The organism is Arthrobacter sp. P4_F10, from assembly GCF_056401435.1.
Map to the genome: position 1 here is coordinate 14,541 of NZ_JBFUJJ010000019.1, position 19,348 is coordinate 33,888.

The following is a 19,348-nucleotide window of genomic DNA, read 5'->3' on the forward strand; positions in this document are numbered from 1 at the left end:
GCCGGGTCCCGCACGGCAGCCAGCTGACTGGTCCCTAGGCTGCAGCAACCACATTGAACCTCCCGCGCTTCAGCGTTTTGGCCTGGTGACGGAGCTGGCGYCGGTCGCGGGAGCCCGGCTGATCCGTGGCTGATCGGCGGAGCGGCGTGCCCGGCAGGGGTGGCGCGGTGGAGTGGTAGGTGTGGCTCGTGGGGGTGGTGAGTTCGATGGTGTGCCTGTGCCTGTCCCTGAGGCTGGAAGCGGATCCGGGTGCGGGGCGGACGGTCCAGCCGGGCGTTTCCTTGGTGTGGTTGCAGGCTTCGCAGAGTCCGGCGCCGTTGGCCTGGGAGGTTTGGCCGCCGTGGTGCCAGGGGATGATGTGGTCCAGGTGGCGGATGGGCGCGTCGCAGTACGGGGTGCGGCAGGTTTCGTCGCGGACTTGGATGAGGCGGCGGAGCCCGGGCGGGAAGATCCGGGTGCGGGAGTCCATCGCGACGAGCCCGCCGGTGCCGGGGTGGGTGTAGAGCCGGCGGATCCACACGCCGAACGCGGTGTCATCGGATGTCCCGGCAGCGCCCTTTGGTCTAGGGGGACTGCCGGGTCCCGGGGAACCGCCGGCTATGCCGCCGGGGCCCGTGCCGGGGGCGGGCCCGCCCCCGATGCCAAGTCCTGTCTCCGTGTCCGTGCTCTGGGCCGCGCCGCCGACGGCTTCCGGGGAACTGCCTGCCGAGCCACCGGGTTTAGGGGATCCGGCGGATTCTGTGGCCGCTGTGCCGTTGATGAGGCTGCGGGCCCAGCCGGCGGGGACGGTGCCGTAGCCGGGGAGCCGGGCCGGTTCGGCGTCGGCCTGGAAGAGGGTGCGGTCGGTCATGACGAGCTGGATTTCGACTCCGGTGATCCCGCCGGGGGTGCCGGTGCTGCGTTCGACCAGGGCATCAGCCATCAGCTGCCCCCGGCCCCTCGGATCCCCGCTGTTCCTGAGGGTGTCGGCGTGCCGGGTCAGGGCGGTGTAGACGGCGACGCCGGCGGTGACCGGGAGCAGGGCGGTGAGGTGGCACATGGTGTCCGGGGCGGGGCGGAGGCTGACGTAGCGCTCGGTGGCGGCGTGCGCGGCGCGTTCGGTGACGGTGCGCGCATCCAGCCGGTACGCGGCGGCACGGGCGGCGGCCACCAGCCGCCGGTCACCCACCCCGGCGAGGGTGCCCGTGTCCGCGGCGAGGTCCGCGTCCACGGCGGCCCGGTCAACCGCGGCCAGGCACGCGGTTTCGCGCACGAGCAGGGTGGCGCGCCATTCGTTGAGCTGTCCGGTCTGCAGCGCGGCGAGGGTATGCGGCATCTCGGTGACCAGGGCTTTGGCCAGGCCCAGGAGCCGGCCGCCCTTGGCGGGGGATTCGCGCCGGGCGAGGGCGATCTGCGCGCCAATCCCGGCGCCGAGTTTCTCGGCCGGGACCCCGGCGGCGGTCTGCTCGTGGCGTTGGAGCAGGTCGAAGGCGACGGCGTGCCGGGCCTGCCGGGCTGCCATGGCGGACTTCAGGTCCTCCAGGTACCGGATCTCGTCGATCAGTGCGGCGGCGCTGTCCGGAGCCGGGAGGAAGGCCAGGATCCGGGCCAGTGCAGCGACCGTCACAGCATTTGCCGGTGCCGAGTCTGCCGGAACCACTTCGGGCCCCTGATTGCCGTCCATGAATCAAGTCTCCCAAGGGGGTCTGACATTAATAGGCACAGCCGGAGGAGCCCGCGAGGTTCGCGCCATACGTGGTTTCGCGGGCGGGTGTCGAGGTGGGGACGTGCGGGTCCTGCGGATGCCGGGACACCGCGGGGCGCCAGAATGATGCTGAGTCCAGAGCCAGAGCCAGAGCCAGAGCCAGAGCCAGAGCCAGAGCCAGAGGCGGAACCGGAGCCGGAGCCGGAGCCAGAGCCAGAGCCAGAGGCGGAACTGGCGAGGGTGAAAATGTCTGAGTTTCCTACGGGCTGGCAGACCCGCAGAACGGCCGGCCGGCCCGAGTGCCCCCGCCTTCCGTCGGCCGGCCCGAGTGCCCCCGCCTTCCGTGCCCAGCCTCGATGCCGCCCCGAGCACCCCGATAGTCCCTCGGACCCGACATCCCCTGTCTCAAACACCGGCGCGGGTCCATCATGGGAGAGGGCGTCAGCTCGACGCCCCAGGCGGTATCGGGCGGAGGGTTGTCCATGAAACAAAGGGAATCTATCGCGATGAGGGTCGGCTCGCTGCCCTCGGACCGCCGCTCGCTACTTAAGGCGGTCGGCGTCGGGGCCGCGGGCATAGCGGGGATGCCGCTGCTGGCCGCCTGCACGGCCCAAACTGCCCCCGCCGGTGCCGCAAGCAGTGGCCCCGGCGCCTCCGGTACGCCGTCGGCATCGTTGCTTCCGGCGCCGGAACCGCAGGTCAAACCACTCCTGGACCAACAGAAGGTCAACGACGCCTTGGCCAAGCTGGACGGGATGGTCCAGGGCGCGATGGAGAGTACCGGTGTTCCCGGGGTCGCCGTTGCCGTGGTCTACAGGGACCAGATGGTGTACGCCAAGGGCTTCGGCGTGCGGGAGTCGGGCAGGCCCGAAACGGTGGACGCGGACACCGTTTTTCAGTTGGCCTCGGTGTCCAAACCCCTGGCCTCCACAGTGGCGGCCGTGGCCGTGGGCCGCAAGGCCATCTCCTGGACGGAGCCGGTGATCAACCACAGCCCCGGCTTTGCGTTGAAAGACCCCTACGTCACGCGAAACGCCACGGTCGCCGACTTGTTGTCGCATCAAGGCGGCCTAAGCACGGGGGCGGGCGATCTGCTCGAGGACCTCGGATTCGACCAGTCCTACATTCTCAGCCACCTTAACCAGGAGCCGCTGGACTCCTTCCGCTCGAGCTATAACTACAGCAACTTCGGCTACACGGCTGGCGCATTGGCAGTTGCCGATGCCATGAAACTGCCCTGGGCAGACCTCGCCGACGAAGTCTTGTTCAAGCCTCTGGGGATGACATCCACGAGCTATCGCCACGCGGACTACCAAAAGGCGTCGAACAGGGCATTGATCCACGTGCCCGCTGGTAACAAGACCTGGGTGGCCAAATACACCCGGAACGCCGACGCCGAAGCACCCGCCGGCGGGGCCAGCTCCTCCGTGCATGACCTGGCCCGCTGGATCCGCCTGCAGCTCGCCAACGGCAGTTTTGAGGGCAACGAGGTTATCGCCACGGACGCGCTGGGTGTCACGCATGTCCCGCACGCGGTATCGGGCCCTCCCGGGACACCGGCCGCCCGCACCCGCTTCTACGGCCTGGGCTGGAATGTCTCCTACGACGACCACGCCCGGCTCTCGCTCGGGCACTCGGGAGCCTTCAACCTTGGTGCCGCGACCGCCGTCTCGCTGCTCCCCGGTGAGCAGTTAGGCATTGTGGCCCTGACGAACGGCCGGCCGCAGGGCATCCCCGAAGCTATCTGCGCCGCATTCCTGGACACGGCCCAGAACGGCGCCCCGACAGTGGACTGGTTCGGATTCACCGCCGGCGTTTTCCAGAAGATCGATGAGGCGGAGAAGCCAAAAGTCGATTACTCCCAGGTGCCGCCGCAGGTCGAACCGGCACGCGGCAACGATTTCTACACCGGAAGCTACGCGAACTCCTACTACGGTCCGCTCAAAGTTTCGGTGGAGAGCGGCGTGCTGACCCTGGAGCTGGGCCCGGACGGCAGGGCCACCAGGTTCGCACTCAAGCACTTCGACGGCGACACCTTCAGCTTTGAATCCATCGGAGAGAACGGCAACGGCCTTGCGGGGGCAATCTTCGCCCCCGGTGCGGACGCTGCCCCCGGCGGCACGGCGTCGAGCGTCAGGCTCGATTTCTACGATCAGACCGGACTGGGCACTTTCACCCGCGACTGAGCCCGGACTTCCGTGATCTTCTTCCGTAAGCTTCTAGGGCGAACACCCCCAAGCCAAGGAACCTATGCCGATCAACAGACGCTCACTCAAGGAAGACGGGTTTACGGGGTTTAGGACTCTCGCCGCACTGGACATCAACCGGATCCCGCAGCGGACCGGGATCTTCGCCGTGCTGCAGCCCGCAGGCTATGAGCCGCGGTTCCTGCCCAAGAGCACGGCAGGGGTCTTCAAGAAAAAGGACCCTTCCGTCCCGGAACCCGCGCTGACCGCCGAGTGGATTGACGGCGCCGACGTCGTGTATCTCGGCAAAGCGGGCGCCGGCAGCAAAGGCAACCGCGGCCTTCGCCGGCAAATCCAGGAGTTCATCGATTTCGGCAAGGGCAAGCCGCCGGGCCACTGGGACGGCAGGCTCATCTGGCAACTCGCCGATCCCGGCTCCCTCCTGATTGCCTGGAAGGAGCTGCCAGCGGAGGCAGTCAACGAAGCGGAGGCCGGATACCACGCCCGATTCCGCGACGACTACGGCCGGCTGCCGTTCGCCAACCTCGTCCAGGCCCGGGTCAAAGGCAAATAAGTCAAAGGCAAATAGCTCAAAGGCAAAACAGCAGGCAGCTATTGACCACCGTGGGTGAACCGTCCCGCCAACAGTGTGGCGGCTACCGGCATCGCGGCGAACTCCGCGTCGGGAACAGTCAGCGGGTCGCCGTCGAGCACTGCAATATCGGCGGGATCCCCGGCGCGGAGCCGGCCGCGGCCGCGGGTCGAGGCCGTCAGGGCCTCCTGCCGGGTGAGCGCCTGCTCGGCATGCCACGGCCCGCGGCCATCCTGCCGGGCCCGCGCCGTGGCAGCGGACATGGCAGTCCACGGGTCCAGCAGGGACACCGGAGCGTCGGAGCCAAGGGCCAGCGCCGCACCGGCGGCCAACAGTGAACGGAGCGGGAAGGACCGGTCCGTGCGCCCCGGCCAGTTCGCCTCGGCGGCGTCCCGGTCATCGAGGGCATGCGCCGGCTGGACGCTCGCGGTCACACCCAACCGGCCGAAGCGGGCGAAATCCTCGCTCCGGACAAATTGGGCATGTTCCACCCGCCCGGCAATGCCCGCCGCCTCAAACGCATCCAAGGCGACCCGATTGGCCGCGTCGCCAATCGCGTGGACAGCCGGCACAAAGCCTGCCTGCCGCGCCCGGACCAGCAGGGCGAGCAACTCCGGCTCGCTTACCGTCAGCAGGCCGTGCCCGCCGTTCGGATAAGGGTCAACGCAGTAGGCTGTGCGGGTATTGAGCGAGCCGTCGATCAGCACTTTCAACGGGCCCACGGTCAGGAGCCCGCCGCTGCCCGCCACTGCCAAACCTGTCCGCAGGCCCTCGGCCACGGCCCGGTCCAGATCCTGCGGGTAGACCCCCGCCTCAACCTTCAGGGCAGCGAAGCCGCCGGAGATCCGCCGCAGCCAGGCGTCGCGGTTCCATGTCATCTCGAAGTCCACGATCCCGACTACGCCCCGCGCCGCGGCAGCCTGCCCCGCCTGCTGCACCCACTTATCCACCACCGCATCCGGCAGCCGGCCGAGCGCGCGGGTCAGGGCAAACGCCGGATCTTCCCGGAGCAGCCCGTCCGCGTCCACCCGCACTCCGTAGCGTTGGGCCGCTGCGGAGTTTAGCCAGACACAGTGGAGGTCGTGGCTGATCAGCGCCGTCGGCCGGCCGCGCGTCACGCCGTCGAGGAGGCCAAGGCTGGGCAGGTCCGGCCAGACGGCGTCGCGGAAACCGACGCCCACCAGCGTTTGTACATCTCCCGGAGCCCCGGTGCCCCTGCTGACGCCAGTGCCGCCGGTGAATCCGTCGCCGGCCCCGGTGACGCGGGATCCGGCGATATGGGACCCGACGACGGCGGCCGCCTCGCGCGCCGAGCCGGCGTCGGAAAGGTCCATCCGGTTGGAGGCCAGCGCCCACTGCGTCATGTGGACATGCTCATCCCACAGCCCCGGAATGACATAGCGGCCGTCCAGGTCCACCACACGGGTAGCGGCGGGGACCGCTGGCGCGTCCTGGCGCGACGGGATGATCGCAGACACGGCACCGCCGCGTAGATGAACGTCGAAGCATATTTCGTCCCCGGGTTGCCGCGCCGAGGCCAGCACGAGGTCCGGCGCGAGGCAGGGATCGAGCGGAGCAGACATAGAAACAGGCTAGGCGTGCGCCGCTCTTGAACCTAACGAGGAGCACCTAAACCAGAAGGACCTAAAACGCACACAAGGGACTTTTGCCCCTTACCCCTCCCAGACGTGCCCACCAAGCTAAATGTGGGGAGGTTCCTGCACGGCCACTTGGGGGAGGTCGCAGTTGAGGGAGGAACCACTTCATGGAATGCGGCACGGGTCTCACCGCGACTTGGGGAAGGAAATGGCGTTTGCACTTTCCGGCTTCAGCAGGAAAAGGCAGGAGACCACGGCCACATGACTATGCACCACCATTCGGGGGACCCCAAACTCAAAGTTTTCATACGCCTGAACGCCGACGCCGAAACAGCTCGAATCGACGTGCATGGCGTGGTGACTGTAGCCAACGTGCGGGCACTGTACGTTGTTTGCCGACGCGTCACCAGCAAGCTCCCCAGTTTCGAGCTCGTGCTCGACCTCGCGCACGCCCGCGTGTCGGCCGCCGCGATCGAGGAACTCCGTGAGCGCGCCCGCGCCTCGTTGATGTATTCGGGGATCGATGGCACTGAGACTCCGTGCCGTCTGCGCCTCGTGGACCCGCTGGTCATCCTCAAAGCCAAGGAGCACGTATGAAAGCCCTCGTCTACGGTGGGCCCGGACAGAAGTCGTGGACCGATGTCCCCGATCCCACCATTCAGAGCCCCAGCGATGTGATCGTCAAGGTGGACACGACAACCATCTGCGGCACCGATCTGCACATCCTCAAGGGCGACGTCCCGACCGTGGCCAAGGGCCGCATCCTGGGCCACGAGGGGGTCGGCACCATCACGGAGATCGGCGCGTCCGTCACCAGCCTCAAGGTCGGGGACCGTGTCATCATTTCCTGCATCAAGTCCTGCGGGCACTGCGCCAACTGCAAGACAGGCCTCTACTCCCACTGCCTTGGGGAGGAAGGCACGTCCGGCATCGGCTGGGTTTTCGGGCATCTGATCGACGGCACCCAAGCCGAGTTCGTACGCGTCCCGTACGCCGAGAACTCCCTGCACCTCCTGCCTGAGGGAGTCAGCGACCAACAGGCCGTGATGCTCTCCGACATCCTTCCCACCGGCTTTGAGATCGGCGTGCAGTACGGCCGGGTCAAGCCCGGCGACACAGTCGCCGTGATCGGCGCAGGCCCGGTCGGACTCGCCGCGATCTGTACCGCCGGACTTTACGGCGCCGCGACAATCATCGCCGTCGACCTCGACGCGAACCGGCTCGAAAAATCCCGCGAATTCGGCGCCACTGATGTGGTCCTATCCAGCGCTGCCAACTGGAAGGAACAGGTGATGGTCCTGACCGACGGGCAGGGCGTGGACGTCGCGATCGAGGCCGTCGGCATCCCGGCCACGTTCACGATGTGTACAGATATCGTGCGGCCCGGCGGCAACGTGGCCAACGTGGGCGTGCACGGCAAAGCCGTGGAACTGCACGTCGAGGACCTCTGGATCCGGAACATCAACATCAGCATGGGCCTGGTGAACACCAATACCACCCCCATGCTGCTCAAGCTCGTGGCACAGCAAAAAATCCCTGCAGACAGTTTCGCCACCCACCACTTCATCTTCGACGAGTTCATGGAGGCGTACGACACCTTCGCCCACGCCGCGGAGACGAAGGCCCTCAAAGTGGTGATCACGGCGTGAAAGCGTTCTTCCTCTGACTTCGCTCGGGCGGTAGCGGCCCGGGCCGCCAGCTTCCGGAAGTCCTGCCCATCCGGGCGTGGCAAACGGACCATCTGAAAGGACGGCGGCCATGAAAGCAGGCCGGATTGTCATGCTGGTGATCGGCTCGCTTTGCGCGCTGGTCGGTCTGGGACTGCTGGCGGTCGCCGGCTTCGCGGGCTGGGTCAATTACCAGCAGCGCGACGGCAGGTACTTCATCACGCCGTCGGAGCAGTTCTCAGCCAATTCCTACGCGCTGACGACCCCCCGGCTGGATCTCATGACCGGAGGCGGCGTGAACGACGGCGTCCCGGTGGACTTTGCGGGGAGCGTGCTGCTCCGCGGTTCCACCACTGATCCCGGCAAGGAAATCTTCATCGGAATTGCCCCGCGGGCCGACGTCGCGGCATACCTGGCCGGTGTCCGGCGCACCGAAATCGTCGACGTCCGTTTCAACCCCTTCCGCGCGCTGTACCGCGAAGTGAACGGTGCCAGCATCCCGTCCGATCCGGCGCAGCAGAACTTCTGGGCCGCGACTGCCACGGGCCCGGGGGAACAGGAACTGACATGGGACCTTCGCTCCGGAGCTTGGGCCGCGGTGGTCATGAACGCCGACGCGAGTTCACCGGTAAGCGTGAATCTGCAGGCAGGGGCACGCACCGATCTGTTCTTGCCGATGTTCATTGGCCTGCTGATCGGCGGCCTCGTGATGCTGCTGATCGGAGTGCCGCTGATCGTGCTGGGCGCCGCAGGACTCGGCCGTGGTGGGCCGGGCCAAGGCGGGACCGGCAGCGGAGTCCCTCCCGGCTACCTGCCAGCCCAGCCCGGCCAGCCGTATCAGGCCGGACCCTACCCGCCCGGGGCCGCCCCCGGCCAGCAGAACACCGCAGCCCCGCCGGGTGCTGTAGCGGCCTACGCTGCCGCGCCGGGACCTCAGTATCCGGTGACCCCGGGAGCGACTACCCCGTACGTCTACCCGGCGCGCCTCCACGGCTACCTCGACCCGAATCTCTCACGGTGGATGTGGCTCGTGAAGTGGTTCCTGGCCATCCCGCACTGCATCATCCTGTTCTTCCTCTGGTTCGCCTTCGGAGTGGTCACGATCGTGGCTTGGTTCGCGATCCTGTTCACGGCGCGCTACCCGCGCTCGCTGTTCAATTTCAATGCCGGCGTGATCCGCTGGAACTGGCGCGTGGCCTTCTACGCCTTCAGCGCGATCGGAACGGACGCCTATCCGCCCTTCACGCTGGCTCGCACGGATTACCCGGCGGACTTCGACGTCGACTATCCCGAACGGCTATCCCGCGGCCTGGTGCTGGTGAAATCGTGGCTGCTGGCCATTCCGCATCTGCTGATCATCGGTGTCCTGACGGGGACCGCGAGGACGTGGGAGTACCGTGACGGCCAGTGGGAGCAGCATGGAGTGGGCATCTCCCTCCTGGGGCTGCTGGTCCTCATTGCCGGTGTGATCCTGTTGTTCACAGGTCAATACTGGCGGGGGATCTTCGACCTCCTGCTCGGTCTGAACCGCTGGATCTACCGCGTCATCGCCTACGTTGCCCTCATGCGGGACGAATATCCGCCGTTCCACCTCGATATGGGTCCCGTCGACCCGGGCGAGCTGCCGGTACCGGCTTACGCAGGGCCTGCGGGTGGTCCGGCCGTCGGACCCGCGGCAAGCCCCGGCGGTGGAGGCCCGGGAGGGCCGCCCAGAATCTAGGGCCGTGCAGAATCTAGCGTCGTGCAGCGTTGAGGCCGGCATCGGGTCCGATCTGGCCCAGCGTGTATCCGCCCGGGTAGACGGCAATGTTTGCGGTGCCCGGGACAAACGAAGGACTCGTCGGCAGCGGCCTGGTCCGGACTTCGACGGCCCGTGCGCGCAGAACAGTGTTGAACGCGAGCCTCAGGGCAGCCGGTGCCCGCTTCAGCCCGAGGGCATCGGCCACCTGGGGCCTGTCGATCATCAGGGCCAGGACGAGCGGGGTAAAGCGGCGAAGCCAGGCGGGCAGCCGGTTCTCCAGTGCCGGAACCGTGGCGGCCAGAAGGGCTGCCCCCTCCGGGCTGGGGCCCAGATTCCGGGCCTCGTAGTCGTCCAGGAAGCGGCAGGCGGCCTCGAAGGACGCCGGGACAGGGCCGAGGCCCATCCGGCTGCCCAGCTCGGCGTAGAAGGCGGTTGCGGCTTCCTTCTCGAGGTCGGTCAGCCGCCGCCAGCCATGGGCGTCGGCCCATCTCAACGGCAGGACGAGCAGTGTCATGAGCACGTAGACGAAGTCCTCGGCGCTGCCTGGCACGCCCGCATGGACCCGACGGAGCAGCCCGATCATGGCGCGGCTGCGTTCGTGGTCAAAGCCGTTGGCGATGATCTCGTGGATGACGATCCCGGTGTCGTAGGAGCGCTTCAGCGGGCGGGCCGCCATCTCGCCTGTCCCCGCCAGGGTCCGGGCGATCGAGGGGACCGCGAAGTTGCGGTAGTAGGAGACAAAGAACCCGGCGTGGATCTCGGCCTGGAAGTCGAACAGCACCATGTCCCGGTAGATCGTGTACGGGTCGGTGCCGGCGGGCCGCGGGCGCCGGGTCGGATGGGTGAAGCGCGTCCGGATGGCCGCAGCGGGACCCGTCACGGGAGCCGATTCAGGTCAAGCTGCTCTTCGGCAGCCAGGAGGAAGGCGCGCTCCTGCGGGGTCAGGGTCCCGCCGGACGCCAGCTCAGCGTCCCAGACCTCGACGATCATCCGGTGAAGCCGGTCCCGGGCTGGCGCGGCGGGGTCGCTTTCGAGGAGGCGTTCCGGGTCAACATCCTGCAAAATCCGTTCCCTGATGGGTTCGACGCCGGCGAGCGTGTCGGCCTCCCAGCGGGCCCGCCGTTTGCGCCCGGTCCGGCCGGCCAGGGCTGGTACCGTCAGGCCTGCCCCGACCAGGACGATGGTGACCATTTCCAAGACTCCAATGGCCGCCTGGGATGGCACCGGGAGGGCCAGGAGCGCCGGGATCGGGACGGAGAGCAGCCCGATCGTGAACGTGACCACCACGAGCATGCCGACGACACAGCCGACGCCGACCATGGTGAAGCCGACCCTGAAGGACCGGCGCATCCGCGGGATGTAGCGGAAGCACGTGGCCGCGACGCCGGCGCAGACCCACCCGACAAATACGATGAGCATGGCCGAGAACAGGGCGGCGGGCAGCCGCTCGTGGTAGAGGCCCCAGGTGACTGTCGTGGTGGTGGGGCCGGTCAGGACGAAGAACAGCAGCTGCAGGATCAGGGTGGCGGTCAGCGGCAGCGTGCGGATCAGGGCCCGCCGCGTGTCCGGGGGCATGATTGCCTCGAGGACTGCGCACCGGAGATACCAGAGTCCGACGATCATTGAGGAGTGCAGGGCCAGCTTGACGACGTTGGTGCCGCCGATGACGGCATCGACCGTGGCGTACACGGCCGGCGACATCAGCACCGAAGCGATCCCGGCGAACACCGCCGCAAGGAACACGGTGTCCCGGCCGTTCCGGACCACGGCCGGGATGCGGACCGCGGCGAGAACGAAGAGGACCGCCGCCATCAGGAGCTGGATCATCCGAAGACCGAACTGAAGTTGCCCGGCTGGCCGCCGGAGCGGTCCTGGGAGTTGCGGATTCGCGCGGCGAGGCGGTCAGCCAGGAGCTCGGCGGTGACCTCGAGCTCATCGAGGAAATCCGTCCGCTTGAGCGCCTTGACTACGCGCTCCGGGTCGAGGTCCGGGAAGAACGTGCCGGCGTAGTCGACGGACACGATCTCCTGCTCGTGGCGCAGGACCATGTGGGCGAACTCGTGAAGGACAATCTGTTGCCGGTGGACTTCGGAGGCAGCCCGGGCATGCATGATGAGGTCCATGTGATCAAGGCCGAACCAGAGCCCGCAGACTTTATCGGTTGCCCCTTCGATCGGCTTGATGACGATCTTCCGGCCCCTCTGCCGTTCAAGGTGCGCCTGGATTGATGCCAGCGAAACCGGCTCGCTGAGGCGGAGGCCGGCCTCTGCTTCCCGTGCCCGCGACCGGGCGGCGTCGTAATCCATGTTCCGAGTCCTTGGCTGTTGATAGTGCGTCAGCGTGGACACGCCACTTCCTGACGGCCAGGCCTCGCCAGAATCGTATCAGTGCAGGTCAAAGCGTAGTTAGGGACTCGGGGGCGTCAGTGCTCGCCGGAATCCCCGCGGGAGAGTTGCTCGTCGATCAGGTCCCGGATCTGGAGCAGGGTTTCCGGGGAAAGGCCGTCCAGTTGGCGGGCGGCGAAGTTGCGCACCTTATTCGCCCGCATGGAGGCGAGCAAATCAAGCTGCGCCTCCACCCGGGGCGGAAGTTCGTCGTCGCCGTGGATCAGGTAGTTCTCGTTTACGCCGAAGAATTTGGCCAGGTTCTGCAGGAGTTCGACTTTTTTGACGGCCGGCCCCGAGCCCGATCGCATGTAATGCCACCTGGCCCGCGAGAGCGGCGTCCCCGCCGCGGACATGGCGTCCCGGACGTCATTGAAGGTAATTTTCCGGCCCTCGGCTTCGGCGGTATCCAAGAGGATGTTCAGCTTACGGGCCAGGGCTAGACCCGGCGCTGAGGTCGGCTGGTCGTCGCTCACAGTGGCTTCTTTCATCGGACAAATTTCATCAGGCGCGGTTTGTCACAAAACGTCAGGTCGCCTGCGAGTGTAGCAGATTGGACATGTCTAATCTGTTCCGGGTACGCTCAGGGCGAGAATTGGACGTGTCCAATTCTCTGTGTGCTGGGGCGGCAACAGTCCGCCGGCACGTCGTGGTTCGGCCAGGAGTGTGCTTTGGGGGGACGCCTGGCCGGGTCCCGGCGTGGCAATCGGCCCCGCCACGCCGCGGGCCGGGACAGTCCGCGCGGCTCCCGGTCCTCTTGCCACCGGCCCTCCGCAAGAACATAGTTGAGGGAATTCACGAACTCCGCGGCACTAGGCAGGCGACCATGCTGAATATCGGGATTCCGGAAAACGGCTTGCTTCACGGCAAGACCGCCCTGATCTACGGCGGCGGAGGTGCGGTCGGCGGGGCGGTGGCGAGGGCTTTCGCGGCCGACGGCGCCACGGTCCACATTGCCGGGAGGACCGAATCGCGACTGGAAAAAGTAGCCCATGACATTCGTGAGGCCGGCGGCACGGCCGAGACCGCCGTCGTCGACGCCCTGGACGAGGAGCAGGTGGATGCCTTCGTAAGCCGGGTGGCGAAGAAGAGCAAGAGGATCGACATCTCCTTCAACGTGATCTCGTTCGGCGACGTGCAGGAGCCGCTCATGGAAATTGATGTGGATGACTTCACCCGGCCCATCACCCTGGCCGCCCGTACGCACTTCCTTACCACCCGCGCGGCCGCCGCCTACATGGTCAAGCAGCGCTCCGGGGTCGTGCTCATGTTCGGCGGCTCGGGCCCGCAGACCATCCCCGGCCTGGGCGGCTTCAAGGTGGCGCTCGACGCCATGGAGGGGCTGCGCCGGCAGTGGGCCCTCGAGCTGGGAAAACACGGCATCAGGGTGGTCACCATGGTCACCGGCGGCATTATCGAAACCATCCCCTGGCAGGCCGAGGGCCGCGAGGAGATCGTGGTGGAGATTGCCAAGGCCGCGCACTTGAACCGCACGGCCACGCTGACGGACGTCGGAAACGTGGCTTCCTTCATCGTCTCGGACAAGGCCGCGGCCATCACGGACGCGACCGTCAACATCTCCGCCGGCGCGATCGTGGACTACTGACGCCGGCTAAGCCACCAGGTTGGCTGCGGCGACATCCATGTGTTCGAGGACCGTGGTGCGGGCCAGCGTCGCGTTGCCCGTCTCGATGGCCGCGACGATGTCGTGGTGCCGGTCCACGCTCATGTTCTTGACGGCCCGCTCGATCCCGGCAAACATGATGGACATCCGAATGGAGCCCTCAAGCGACTCCCAGGAGTGCAGCAGGGTCTCGTTTCCGGTAAGCCGGCACAGTGTCCGGTGGAACTCGAGATCGGATTCAATCCTTTCCTCCAGGCCCGCCTCGGCGGCCGCGGCCATGGCATCCACGGCCGAGCGCAGGGATGCAATCACCGAGGCCCGGTCCGGCAATTCACACAGCGTCCGGACCGCCAGCGATTCGAGCGCCGCCCGGACGGCGAAGATGTCCCGGATTTCCTTGCCGTCCAGGTGCCGCACGGACAGCCGGCCGCGCGGTCCTGCCGACAGCAGTCCTTCCTGTTCCAGCTGGCGCAGGGCCTCACGCAGTGTTCCCCGGCTGATCTGGAGCATGTCGGAAAGTTCGGTCTCCACCAGATGCCGGCCGGGCTCCAGTTCACCGCTCGTGATGGCCGTGCGCAGGGCGGATAGCGCCTGCTCGCGGAGGCTCTTCTTTTCCAGTCCGAGAAGCGGGGCTGTTGCTCCGGCCATGGTGTGTCCTCACTGTCAGTGGTCAACTGTCTACAGTTGGTGTGTTAACAGTTGATGGTACGGCACGGACGCGGGACCGGCAGTTGCCGGCCCCGCGCATCCTCAGGCAAGCTCGGCGAGCACCTGGGCGACGATCCTCTGCACCGAGAGCCCGTACCGTTCGTGCAGGGTGGGCAGCGCGCCGGCGTCGAGGAACTCGTCCGGCAGCGCCACCGGCACCACCCGCTTGCCGAGTCCGGCCGTGACCACGGCCGAGGCGACGGTCTCGAAGAGGCCTCCCACCATGCTGTGGTTCTCCAGCGTGACCGCGAGGCGGTCGGTGTTCAGCTCGGCGAGGACCGTTGCGGTGTCGAACGGCTTGATGGTGGGGGCATGGACGACGGCGACATCCACGTGGTGTGCCGCCAGCGCCTCGGCCGCCTGAAGCGCCCGCATGGTCATGAGCCCGCTGGCGATGAAGACGACGTCATTGCCCCCGCGCAGAACTTTGGCCCTGCCGAGTTCGAACGTGTAGTCGTATTCGTCCAGCACGGTGGGGACGTTGCCGCGCAGCAGCCGCAGGTATGTGGGCCCCTCGCTGGCCGCCAGTTGCGGGACGGCCTGCTCGATGTCCAGGGAGTCGCAGGGGTCCACGATGGTCAGGTTGGGCATGCCCCGGAAGATCGCCATGTCCTCCGTCGCCTGGTGGCTGGGGCCGTAGCCGGTGGTCAGTCCAGGGAGGCCGCCGACGATGTTGACATTGAGGTTCGGCTCGGCGGCGTCCAGGCACAGGAAGTCGTAGGCGCGCCGGGCGGCGAACACCGAGTACGTGGAAGCGAACGGGACCAGGCCCGTCTCCGCCAGGCCGGCCGCGGCGCCGAAGAGCAGCTGCTCGGCCATGCCCATCTGGAAGAAGCGTTCCGGGAAGGCCTGGGCGAAGATGTGCATGTCCGTGTACTTGCCCAGGTCCGCGGTCAGTCCCACGATCTTGTCGTTGTCCTGCGCGGCCTTGACCAGGGCGTGCCCGAACGGCGCGGACTTGGTCTTCTGGCCCGGATCCGCGAAGGACGCGATCATGGCCGACGTCTTCAGCTTGGGTGTCGTGGCGGTGCTCATCGGGCGGCCTTTCCTTCGAATCCTGCGGTCAGCTGCTCGCGGCAGAGCTGCCATTCGTGTTCTTCGATGCGCATGAAGTGCGCCTTTTCGCGGTCCTCGAGGAGCGGAACACCGCGGCCCACCTTCGTGTCGCACAGGACCACGGAGGGACGTCCGACGGCGGCGGCCTGGGCGGCCGCGTTGTCGAACGCGGCCAGCAGCGCGCCGACGTCGTTCCCGTCCACGCGCTGGGTGTACCAGCCGAAGGCTTCCCACTTTTCGGTGACGGGCTCAGTGCGCAGCACGGTGACGGTCTTCCCGTCGGCCTGCAGGGCGTTGATGTCCACCATGGCGGTGAGGTTGCCGAGCTGGTGGTGGTGCGCGCCCATCGCGGCCTCCCAAGTGGAGCCTTCGTCGAGTTCGCCGTCGGAGAGGAAGTTGTAGACCCGGGCGTCCGATCCCTGGTACCGCAGGCCCAGGGCGGCACCGACGGCGATGGAGAGGCCGTGGCCGAGGGAGCCGCCGGAGATCTCCATCCCGGGCGTGTAGGTTGACATCCCGGACATCGGCAGCCGCGAATTGTCCGAGCCGTAGGTCTCCAGTTCCGTGACCGGGATGATCCCGGCCTCGGCGAGAGCCGCGTAGTGGCCGATCGCGTAGTGGCCGGTGGAGAGCAGGAACCGGTCGCGTTCCTCCCACGCAGGGTCGTCGGCGCGGAACCGGAGCTGGTCCGCGTAGACCGCGGCGAACATATCGGCTGCGCCGAGGGCCTGTCCCACATAGCCCTGGCCCTGGACCTCGCCCATGTTCAGGGCATGGTGCCGGATCCGGAACGCTGCCGCCTGGACCCGTGCGGTCCGCTCCGATGTTGATTCCCCGGAGATCTTGCCGGGCTGGTGCAGCAGTTCGTCGACGGAGGCCATCACGCGTTCACCGCCTGCGCAGTGTTTTTGGTGGCCTCGTCCGCGAGCTTGCGCTCGCGCTTGCCCCAGGTTTCGCGGGTGGCGACGGCGGCCCACAGGCCGATGGCGGCGTACGTGCCGAAGAGCAGCGCCGGGCCCATCCAGCCGAAACTGACGAACAGCAGCGTGGTGATGAACGGGGTGAAGCCGGAAACCATGGCCGAGATCTGGTAGGCCAGCGAGGCGCCGGAGGCGCGGGTCTTGGCCTGGAAGAGCTCCGGGAACCAGGCGCCCTGGGCGCCGGCCAGGGAGTTCTGGCAGACGGCGTAGGAGATCACGAGGGTGGCGATGATGAAGATGAACAGGCCGGTGTTGACCAGCAGGAACATCGGGACGGCGAACAGCACGGCGAAGGCGCAGGACCAGATGTAGAGCGGCCGGCGGCCGATCCTGTCCGTCAGCCGTGCCCAGGCCTGGGTGGCGAAGATGCCGATGGCGGAGGCGATGCACAAGGCCACGAGCGTCTGGGTCTTGTCGGCCAGGTGCTGGCTGTTTAGGTACGAAATCATGTACGTGACTGACACGGCGTAGCCGGCGGTCTCGGCGATGCGGAGGCCGATGCCCTTCACGATATTGCGCCAGTCGGTCTTGAGGACCTCGGTGATAGGTGACTTCACGATGGAGCCGCTGTCCTTGACTTCGTCAAAGACGGGGGACTCGGGAACCTTGGACCGGATGATCAGGCCGACGATCACCAGCACGATGCTGGCAAGGAAGGGAATGCGCCAGGCGAGTTCGCCGCCGAGCTGGACGCTGACGAGGAACACCAGGTTGGCCAGCAGGAGCCCCACCGGGAAGCCGGCCTGCACGATGCCGGTGTATTTGCCCTTTGACTTCCAGGGTGCGTGCTCGTAGCTCATCAGGATCGCGCCGCCCCATTCCGCGCCGAAGGCCAGGCCCTGGACAATGCGGACGAACACGAGCAAAGCGGGTGCGAGGAGGCCGACCTGGCTGTAGGTGGGGAGCAGGCCGATCAGGAAGGTGGCGACGCCCATCAGGATCAGCGAGGCCACGAGGACGGGCTTGCGGCCGAGCTTGTCGCCGAGGTGGCCGCCGATGATGCCGCCGATCGGGCGGGCCGCAAACCCCACGCCAAGTGTGGCGAACGCGGCCAGTGTTCCCGTCACCGGATCGCCGGTGGGGAAGAACGCCGTGCCGAAGTACAGGGCGGCAGCCGTACCGAAACCAATGAAGTCATAAGTTTCGATGACGGCGCCGACGCCGGAGCCGATCGCGACGCGCCGGGCTTCCTTCGTGCCGTGCACGGGGCCCCGCATGGTGAGAGCTTCGTTGCTCATGTCAATCCCTTTCGAAGAGAGCTGCCGACGCTTACGCGCCGACACTGTCGACTGTTAACAGATGATACGCCAGTGTGACCCGCGCCATAGGCAATGTCAACAGTCAACTTCAAAGGTTGACTGTTGACAGTCGAATTTGTACTGTGGTCCATATCACCACCGCCTCAGGGCGCGACCAGAGGATCAACAACGATGTTCAATTCCCGACTCGGCTGCTCGTCCATCAGCTTCCGCCACCAGGACCTGCCTGAGGCCCTGCGCACCATCGCGGGCCTCGGCTTCGAGGAAATAGATCTCGGCGCCCTCCCCGGAGTGTGCGACCACGTTCCCTACGCCCTCGATGCCGAGGCCGTAACCGCCGTGACGGCCGAGGTCGTTGCCTCCGGGCTGCGTGTCCGGTCGGTCAACGGGGACATTGGGGACCTGAACGCCGTGCTCGACGCCGACGCACAGTCCGCCCGGAACCGGCACCTTGACGCGCTCCTCACCTTGGCAGCCGGCACCGGCGCCAAGGCCCTGGTCCTGCCCTGCGGCGCCCTCGGCCACGAGCCCGTCCGCAGTCTCGACGAGGACCTGGACACCATTGCAGCTCAACTCATCGGGGCCAGGCGGCGGGCGGACGGGTTCGGCGTCGAACTCTGGACCGAGTCACTCCACTTCCTGCGGTTCTGCTGGAACCTGGAGCGCGCGGAACTGCTGGCCCGGCGGCTGGCCGACTCCGGCGTCGGGATCGTCATGGACTTCAGCCATATCGTGGCCGCCGGCGAGGACCCGCTGGACTACCTCAAGCGCCATCAGGGCCGGATCGCCCACGTTCACCTGCGCGATGCCGTGCCGGGGAACATTAACCTCAGCATCGGCAACGGCCAGGCCGATTTCGCCGCCGGCCTGGGCGCCCTCGCAGCCGTTGGCTACACCGGCCACTTCTCCCTGGAGTTGGAGACCCGGGACGTCACCCACGGGGAACGCCCGGCCGCGGCCGCCAAGGCCGCCAGCTTCATCACAGACCTTCTCTGACCGTCGATTGCTCCGTAACGGCCCTTTTGGACCCTCAAAACGGCGCTTGTGGAGCAATCGATTCCATCCACAGACACAACCAAGCAATCAAGGAGCATTATGAGCACCATCCAGCGCACCGCCGTCCTCACCGGGGCAACCTCGGACCGAGGCATCGGCATCACCACCGCACGCCGCTACGCCAGCCGGGGCTGGGCCGTGGTGATCCTGGACCTCGACGGCGAGAAGTCCGCCAAGGTCGCTACGGAGATCGGCAACGAGTTCAACGTTCCCGCGTTTGGCTACGAGGTCGACGTAGCCAGCGAGGACTCCGTCATCGCCGCCTACCAGGCTGTGGCGGCCGAGGTCCGCTCCGGCAACCTCCCCGCCGTCGGTGCTTTGGCGAACATCGCCGGCATCACCTCGCCGGTGCCGTTCCTGGAGACCACGCTGGAGCTGTGGAACAAGGTCATGGCCGTGAACTCGACCGGCACGTACCTGGTCACCAAGGCGTTCCTGCCGGATATGATCGCCAGCGGCTGGGGCCGGATCGTTAACATGTCCTCCGTCTCCGCACAGCGCGGCGGCGGCGTCTTCGGCAAGGTCCCGTACTCCGCAGCCAAGGCGGCCATCCTGGGCTTCACCAAGGCCCTGGCCCGCGAAATCGGCAGCACCGGCGTGACCGTCAATGCCATCACCCCCGGCGCCGTGGACACGAACATCCGCGTGGGCAGCACCGAGGAGCAGGAAGCCGCCATCAACGCCGGTATTCCGCTGGGGCGCAACGCCAGTACCGAGGAAATCGCGGCCGTCATCACGTTCCTGTCCTCCGAGGAATCCGCCTACCTCACCGGAACCACCATCGATATCAACGGCGGAAGCCACATCCACTAG

At 67.0% G+C, this 19,348-nt stretch carries 18 protein-coding genes; 8 read left to right on the plus strand and 10 right to left on the minus strand.

Going from position 1 to position 19,348, the window contains the following annotated elements; translation table 11 throughout:
* Positions 1–34: 34 nt before the first annotated feature.
* A complete protein-coding gene (locus AC1DR1_RS16700) occupies positions 35–1,663 on the minus strand; it encodes an HNH endonuclease (protein ID WP_476992924.1) in 1,629 nt (542 codons plus the stop codon).
* A 503-nt stretch (positions 1,664–2,166) separates the two neighbouring features.
* Between AC1DR1_RS16700 and AC1DR1_RS16705 the strand changes: the two genes are divergently transcribed.
* Together AC1DR1_RS16705 and AC1DR1_RS16710 are read left to right on the plus strand one after the other, a co-directional pair.
* Positions 2,167–3,870 (plus strand): serine hydrolase, encoded by a 1,704-nt coding sequence (locus AC1DR1_RS16705; protein WP_364744784.1) that lies wholly within the window; start codon positions 2,167–2,169, stop codon positions 3,868–3,870.
* A gap of 64 nt (positions 3,871–3,934) precedes the next feature.
* Positions 3,935–4,444 (plus strand): hypothetical protein, encoded by a 510-nt coding sequence (locus tag AC1DR1_RS16710; RefSeq protein ID WP_364744787.1) that lies wholly within the window; start codon positions 3,935–3,937, stop codon positions 4,442–4,444.
* 38 nt (positions 4,445–4,482) lie between these two features.
* Here AC1DR1_RS16710 and AC1DR1_RS16715 read toward each other — a convergent pair whose 3' ends face one another.
* Positions 4,483–6,045 (minus strand): amidohydrolase, encoded by a 1,563-nt coding sequence (locus tag AC1DR1_RS16715; protein ID WP_364744789.1) that lies wholly within the window; start codon positions 6,043–6,045, stop codon positions 4,483–4,485.
* Positions 6,046–6,321: 276 nt separating this feature from the next.
* On the opposite strand from AC1DR1_RS16715, the gene AC1DR1_RS16720 reads away from it, so the two are divergent.
* The 3 genes from AC1DR1_RS16720 to AC1DR1_RS16730 all read left to right on the plus strand — a co-directional run bounded on the left by AC1DR1_RS16720 (position 6,322) and on the right by AC1DR1_RS16730 (position 9,447).
* Complete coding sequence (locus AC1DR1_RS16720; RefSeq protein WP_229994238.1) at positions 6,322–6,657, plus strand: hypothetical protein; 336 nt, start codon at positions 6,322–6,324, stop codon at positions 6,655–6,657.
* The gene (locus AC1DR1_RS16725) at positions 6,654–7,709 is read left to right on the plus strand and encodes a zinc-dependent alcohol dehydrogenase family protein (protein ID WP_229994237.1); all 1,056 of its coding nucleotides are present in this window, start codon (positions 6,654–6,656) and stop codon (positions 7,707–7,709) included. Before AC1DR1_RS16720 ends, AC1DR1_RS16725 begins: the two co-directional genes overlap by 4 nt.
* 109 nt (positions 7,710–7,818) lie before the next feature.
* A complete protein-coding gene (locus tag AC1DR1_RS16730) occupies positions 7,819–9,447 on the plus strand; it encodes a DUF4389 domain-containing protein (protein WP_476967546.1) in 1,629 nt (542 codons plus the stop codon).
* 13 nt (positions 9,448–9,460) lie between these two features.
* Here the strand turns inward: AC1DR1_RS16730 and AC1DR1_RS16735 are convergent, their stop codons facing one another.
* The 4 genes from AC1DR1_RS16735 to AC1DR1_RS16750 form a co-directional block, all read right to left on the minus strand.
* A complete protein-coding gene (locus AC1DR1_RS16735) occupies positions 9,461–10,348 on the minus strand; it encodes an oxygenase MpaB family protein (protein ID WP_476992925.1) in 888 nt (295 codons plus the stop codon).
* Entirely contained in the window at positions 10,345–11,295 is a 951-nt protein-coding gene (locus tag AC1DR1_RS16740; protein WP_476992926.1) for a hypothetical protein, read from the minus strand. Before AC1DR1_RS16740 ends, AC1DR1_RS16735 begins: the two co-directional genes overlap by 4 nt.
* Entirely contained in the window at positions 11,292–11,774 is a 483-nt protein-coding gene (locus tag AC1DR1_RS16745) for a hypothetical protein (protein ID WP_476992927.1), read from the minus strand. Before AC1DR1_RS16745 ends, AC1DR1_RS16740 begins: the two co-directional genes overlap by 4 nt.
* 116 nt (positions 11,775–11,890) lie before the next feature.
* Positions 11,891–12,328 carry a hypothetical protein gene (locus tag AC1DR1_RS16750; RefSeq protein ID WP_476992928.1) on the minus strand — a complete coding sequence of 146 codons (438 nt, stop codon included), beginning with the start codon at positions 12,326–12,328 and terminating at the stop codon, positions 11,891–11,893.
* 350 nt (positions 12,329–12,678) lie between these two features.
* Between AC1DR1_RS16750 and AC1DR1_RS16755 the strand changes: the two genes are divergently transcribed.
* Complete coding sequence (locus AC1DR1_RS16755; RefSeq protein WP_229994231.1) at positions 12,679–13,458, plus strand: SDR family NAD(P)-dependent oxidoreductase; 780 nt, start codon at positions 12,679–12,681, stop codon at positions 13,456–13,458.
* A 6-nt stretch (positions 13,459–13,464) separates the two neighbouring features.
* Here AC1DR1_RS16755 and AC1DR1_RS16760 read toward each other — a convergent pair whose 3' ends face one another.
* The 4 genes from AC1DR1_RS16760 to AC1DR1_RS16775 form a co-directional block, all read right to left on the minus strand.
* Positions 13,465–14,124 carry a GntR family transcriptional regulator gene (locus AC1DR1_RS16760; RefSeq protein ID WP_229994230.1) on the minus strand — a complete coding sequence of 220 codons (660 nt, stop codon included), beginning with the start codon at positions 14,122–14,124 and terminating at the stop codon, positions 13,465–13,467.
* Between the two features lie 102 nt (positions 14,125–14,226).
* The gene (locus AC1DR1_RS16765; protein WP_229994229.1) at positions 14,227–15,219 is read right to left on the minus strand and encodes a transketolase family protein; all 993 of its coding nucleotides are present in this window, start codon (positions 15,217–15,219) and stop codon (positions 14,227–14,229) included.
* Entirely contained in the window at positions 15,216–16,121 is a 906-nt protein-coding gene (locus AC1DR1_RS16770; protein ID WP_229994247.1) for a transketolase, read from the minus strand. Before AC1DR1_RS16770 ends, AC1DR1_RS16765 begins: the two co-directional genes overlap by 4 nt.
* Positions 16,121–17,458, minus strand: a complete 1,338-nt coding sequence (locus AC1DR1_RS16775) for an MFS transporter (RefSeq protein ID WP_364744810.1) — start codon at positions 17,456–17,458, stop codon at positions 16,121–16,123. Before AC1DR1_RS16775 ends, AC1DR1_RS16770 begins: the two co-directional genes overlap by 1 nt.
* Positions 17,459–17,650: 192 nt before the next feature.
* Here AC1DR1_RS16775 and AC1DR1_RS16780 point away from each other — a divergent pair, with 192 nt between their 5' ends.
* On the plus strand, positions 17,651–18,475 hold the full coding sequence (locus tag AC1DR1_RS16780) for a sugar phosphate isomerase/epimerase family protein (RefSeq protein WP_476992929.1): 825 nt from the start codon (positions 17,651–17,653) through the stop codon (positions 18,473–18,475).
* A 99-nt stretch (positions 18,476–18,574) separates the two neighbouring features.
* Positions 18,575–19,348: an SDR family NAD(P)-dependent oxidoreductase gene (locus AC1DR1_RS16785; protein WP_229994226.1), complete on the plus strand. Its 774-nt coding sequence runs from the start codon at positions 18,575–18,577 to the stop codon at positions 19,346–19,348.

What these genes read in the sequence shown, in the direction of transcription:
- AC1DR1_RS16705 (WP_364744784.1), top strand. Translation starts at nt 2,167, where the DNA reads ATGAAACAAAGGGAATCTATCGCGATGAGGGTCGGCTCGCTGCCCTCG.
- AC1DR1_RS16710 (WP_364744787.1), top strand. Translation starts at nt 3,935, where the DNA reads ATGCCGATCAACAGACGCTCACTCAAGGAAGACGGGTTTACGGGGTTT.
- AC1DR1_RS16715 (WP_364744789.1), bottom strand. Translation starts at nt 6,045, where the DNA reads ATGTCTGCTCCGCTCGATCCCTGCCTCGCGCCGGACCTCGTGCTGGCC.
- AC1DR1_RS16720 (WP_229994238.1), top strand. Translation starts at nt 6,322, where the DNA reads ATGACTATGCACCACCATTCGGGGGACCCCAAACTCAAAGTTTTCATA.
- AC1DR1_RS16725 (WP_229994237.1), top strand. Translation starts at nt 6,654, where the DNA reads ATGAAAGCCCTCGTCTACGGTGGGCCCGGACAGAAGTCGTGGACCGAT.
- AC1DR1_RS16730 (WP_476967546.1), top strand. Translation starts at nt 7,819, where the DNA reads ATGAAAGCAGGCCGGATTGTCATGCTGGTGATCGGCTCGCTTTGCGCG.
- AC1DR1_RS16740 (WP_476992926.1), bottom strand. Translation starts at nt 11,295, where the DNA reads ATGATCCAGCTCCTGATGGCGGCGGTCCTCTTCGTTCTCGCCGCGGTC.
- AC1DR1_RS16745 (WP_476992927.1), bottom strand. Translation starts at nt 11,774, where the DNA reads ATGGATTACGACGCCGCCCGGTCGCGGGCACGGGAAGCAGAGGCCGGC.
- AC1DR1_RS16755 (WP_229994231.1), top strand. Translation starts at nt 12,679, where the DNA reads ATGCTGAATATCGGGATTCCGGAAAACGGCTTGCTTCACGGCAAGACC.
- AC1DR1_RS16760 (WP_229994230.1), bottom strand. Translation starts at nt 14,124, where the DNA reads ATGGCCGGAGCAACAGCCCCGCTTCTCGGACTGGAAAAGAAGAGCCTC.
- AC1DR1_RS16765 (WP_229994229.1), bottom strand. Translation starts at nt 15,219, where the DNA reads ATGAGCACCGCCACGACACCCAAGCTGAAGACGTCGGCCATGATCGCG.
- AC1DR1_RS16770 (WP_229994247.1), bottom strand. Translation starts at nt 16,121, where the DNA reads ATGGCCTCCGTCGACGAACTGCTGCACCAGCCCGGCAAGATCTCCGGG.
- AC1DR1_RS16775 (WP_364744810.1), bottom strand. Translation starts at nt 17,458, where the DNA reads ATGAGCAACGAAGCTCTCACCATGCGGGGCCCCGTGCACGGCACGAAG.
- AC1DR1_RS16780 (WP_476992929.1), top strand. Translation starts at nt 17,651, where the DNA reads ATGTTCAATTCCCGACTCGGCTGCTCGTCCATCAGCTTCCGCCACCAG.
- AC1DR1_RS16785 (WP_229994226.1), top strand. Translation starts at nt 18,575, where the DNA reads ATGAGCACCATCCAGCGCACCGCCGTCCTCACCGGGGCAACCTCGGAC.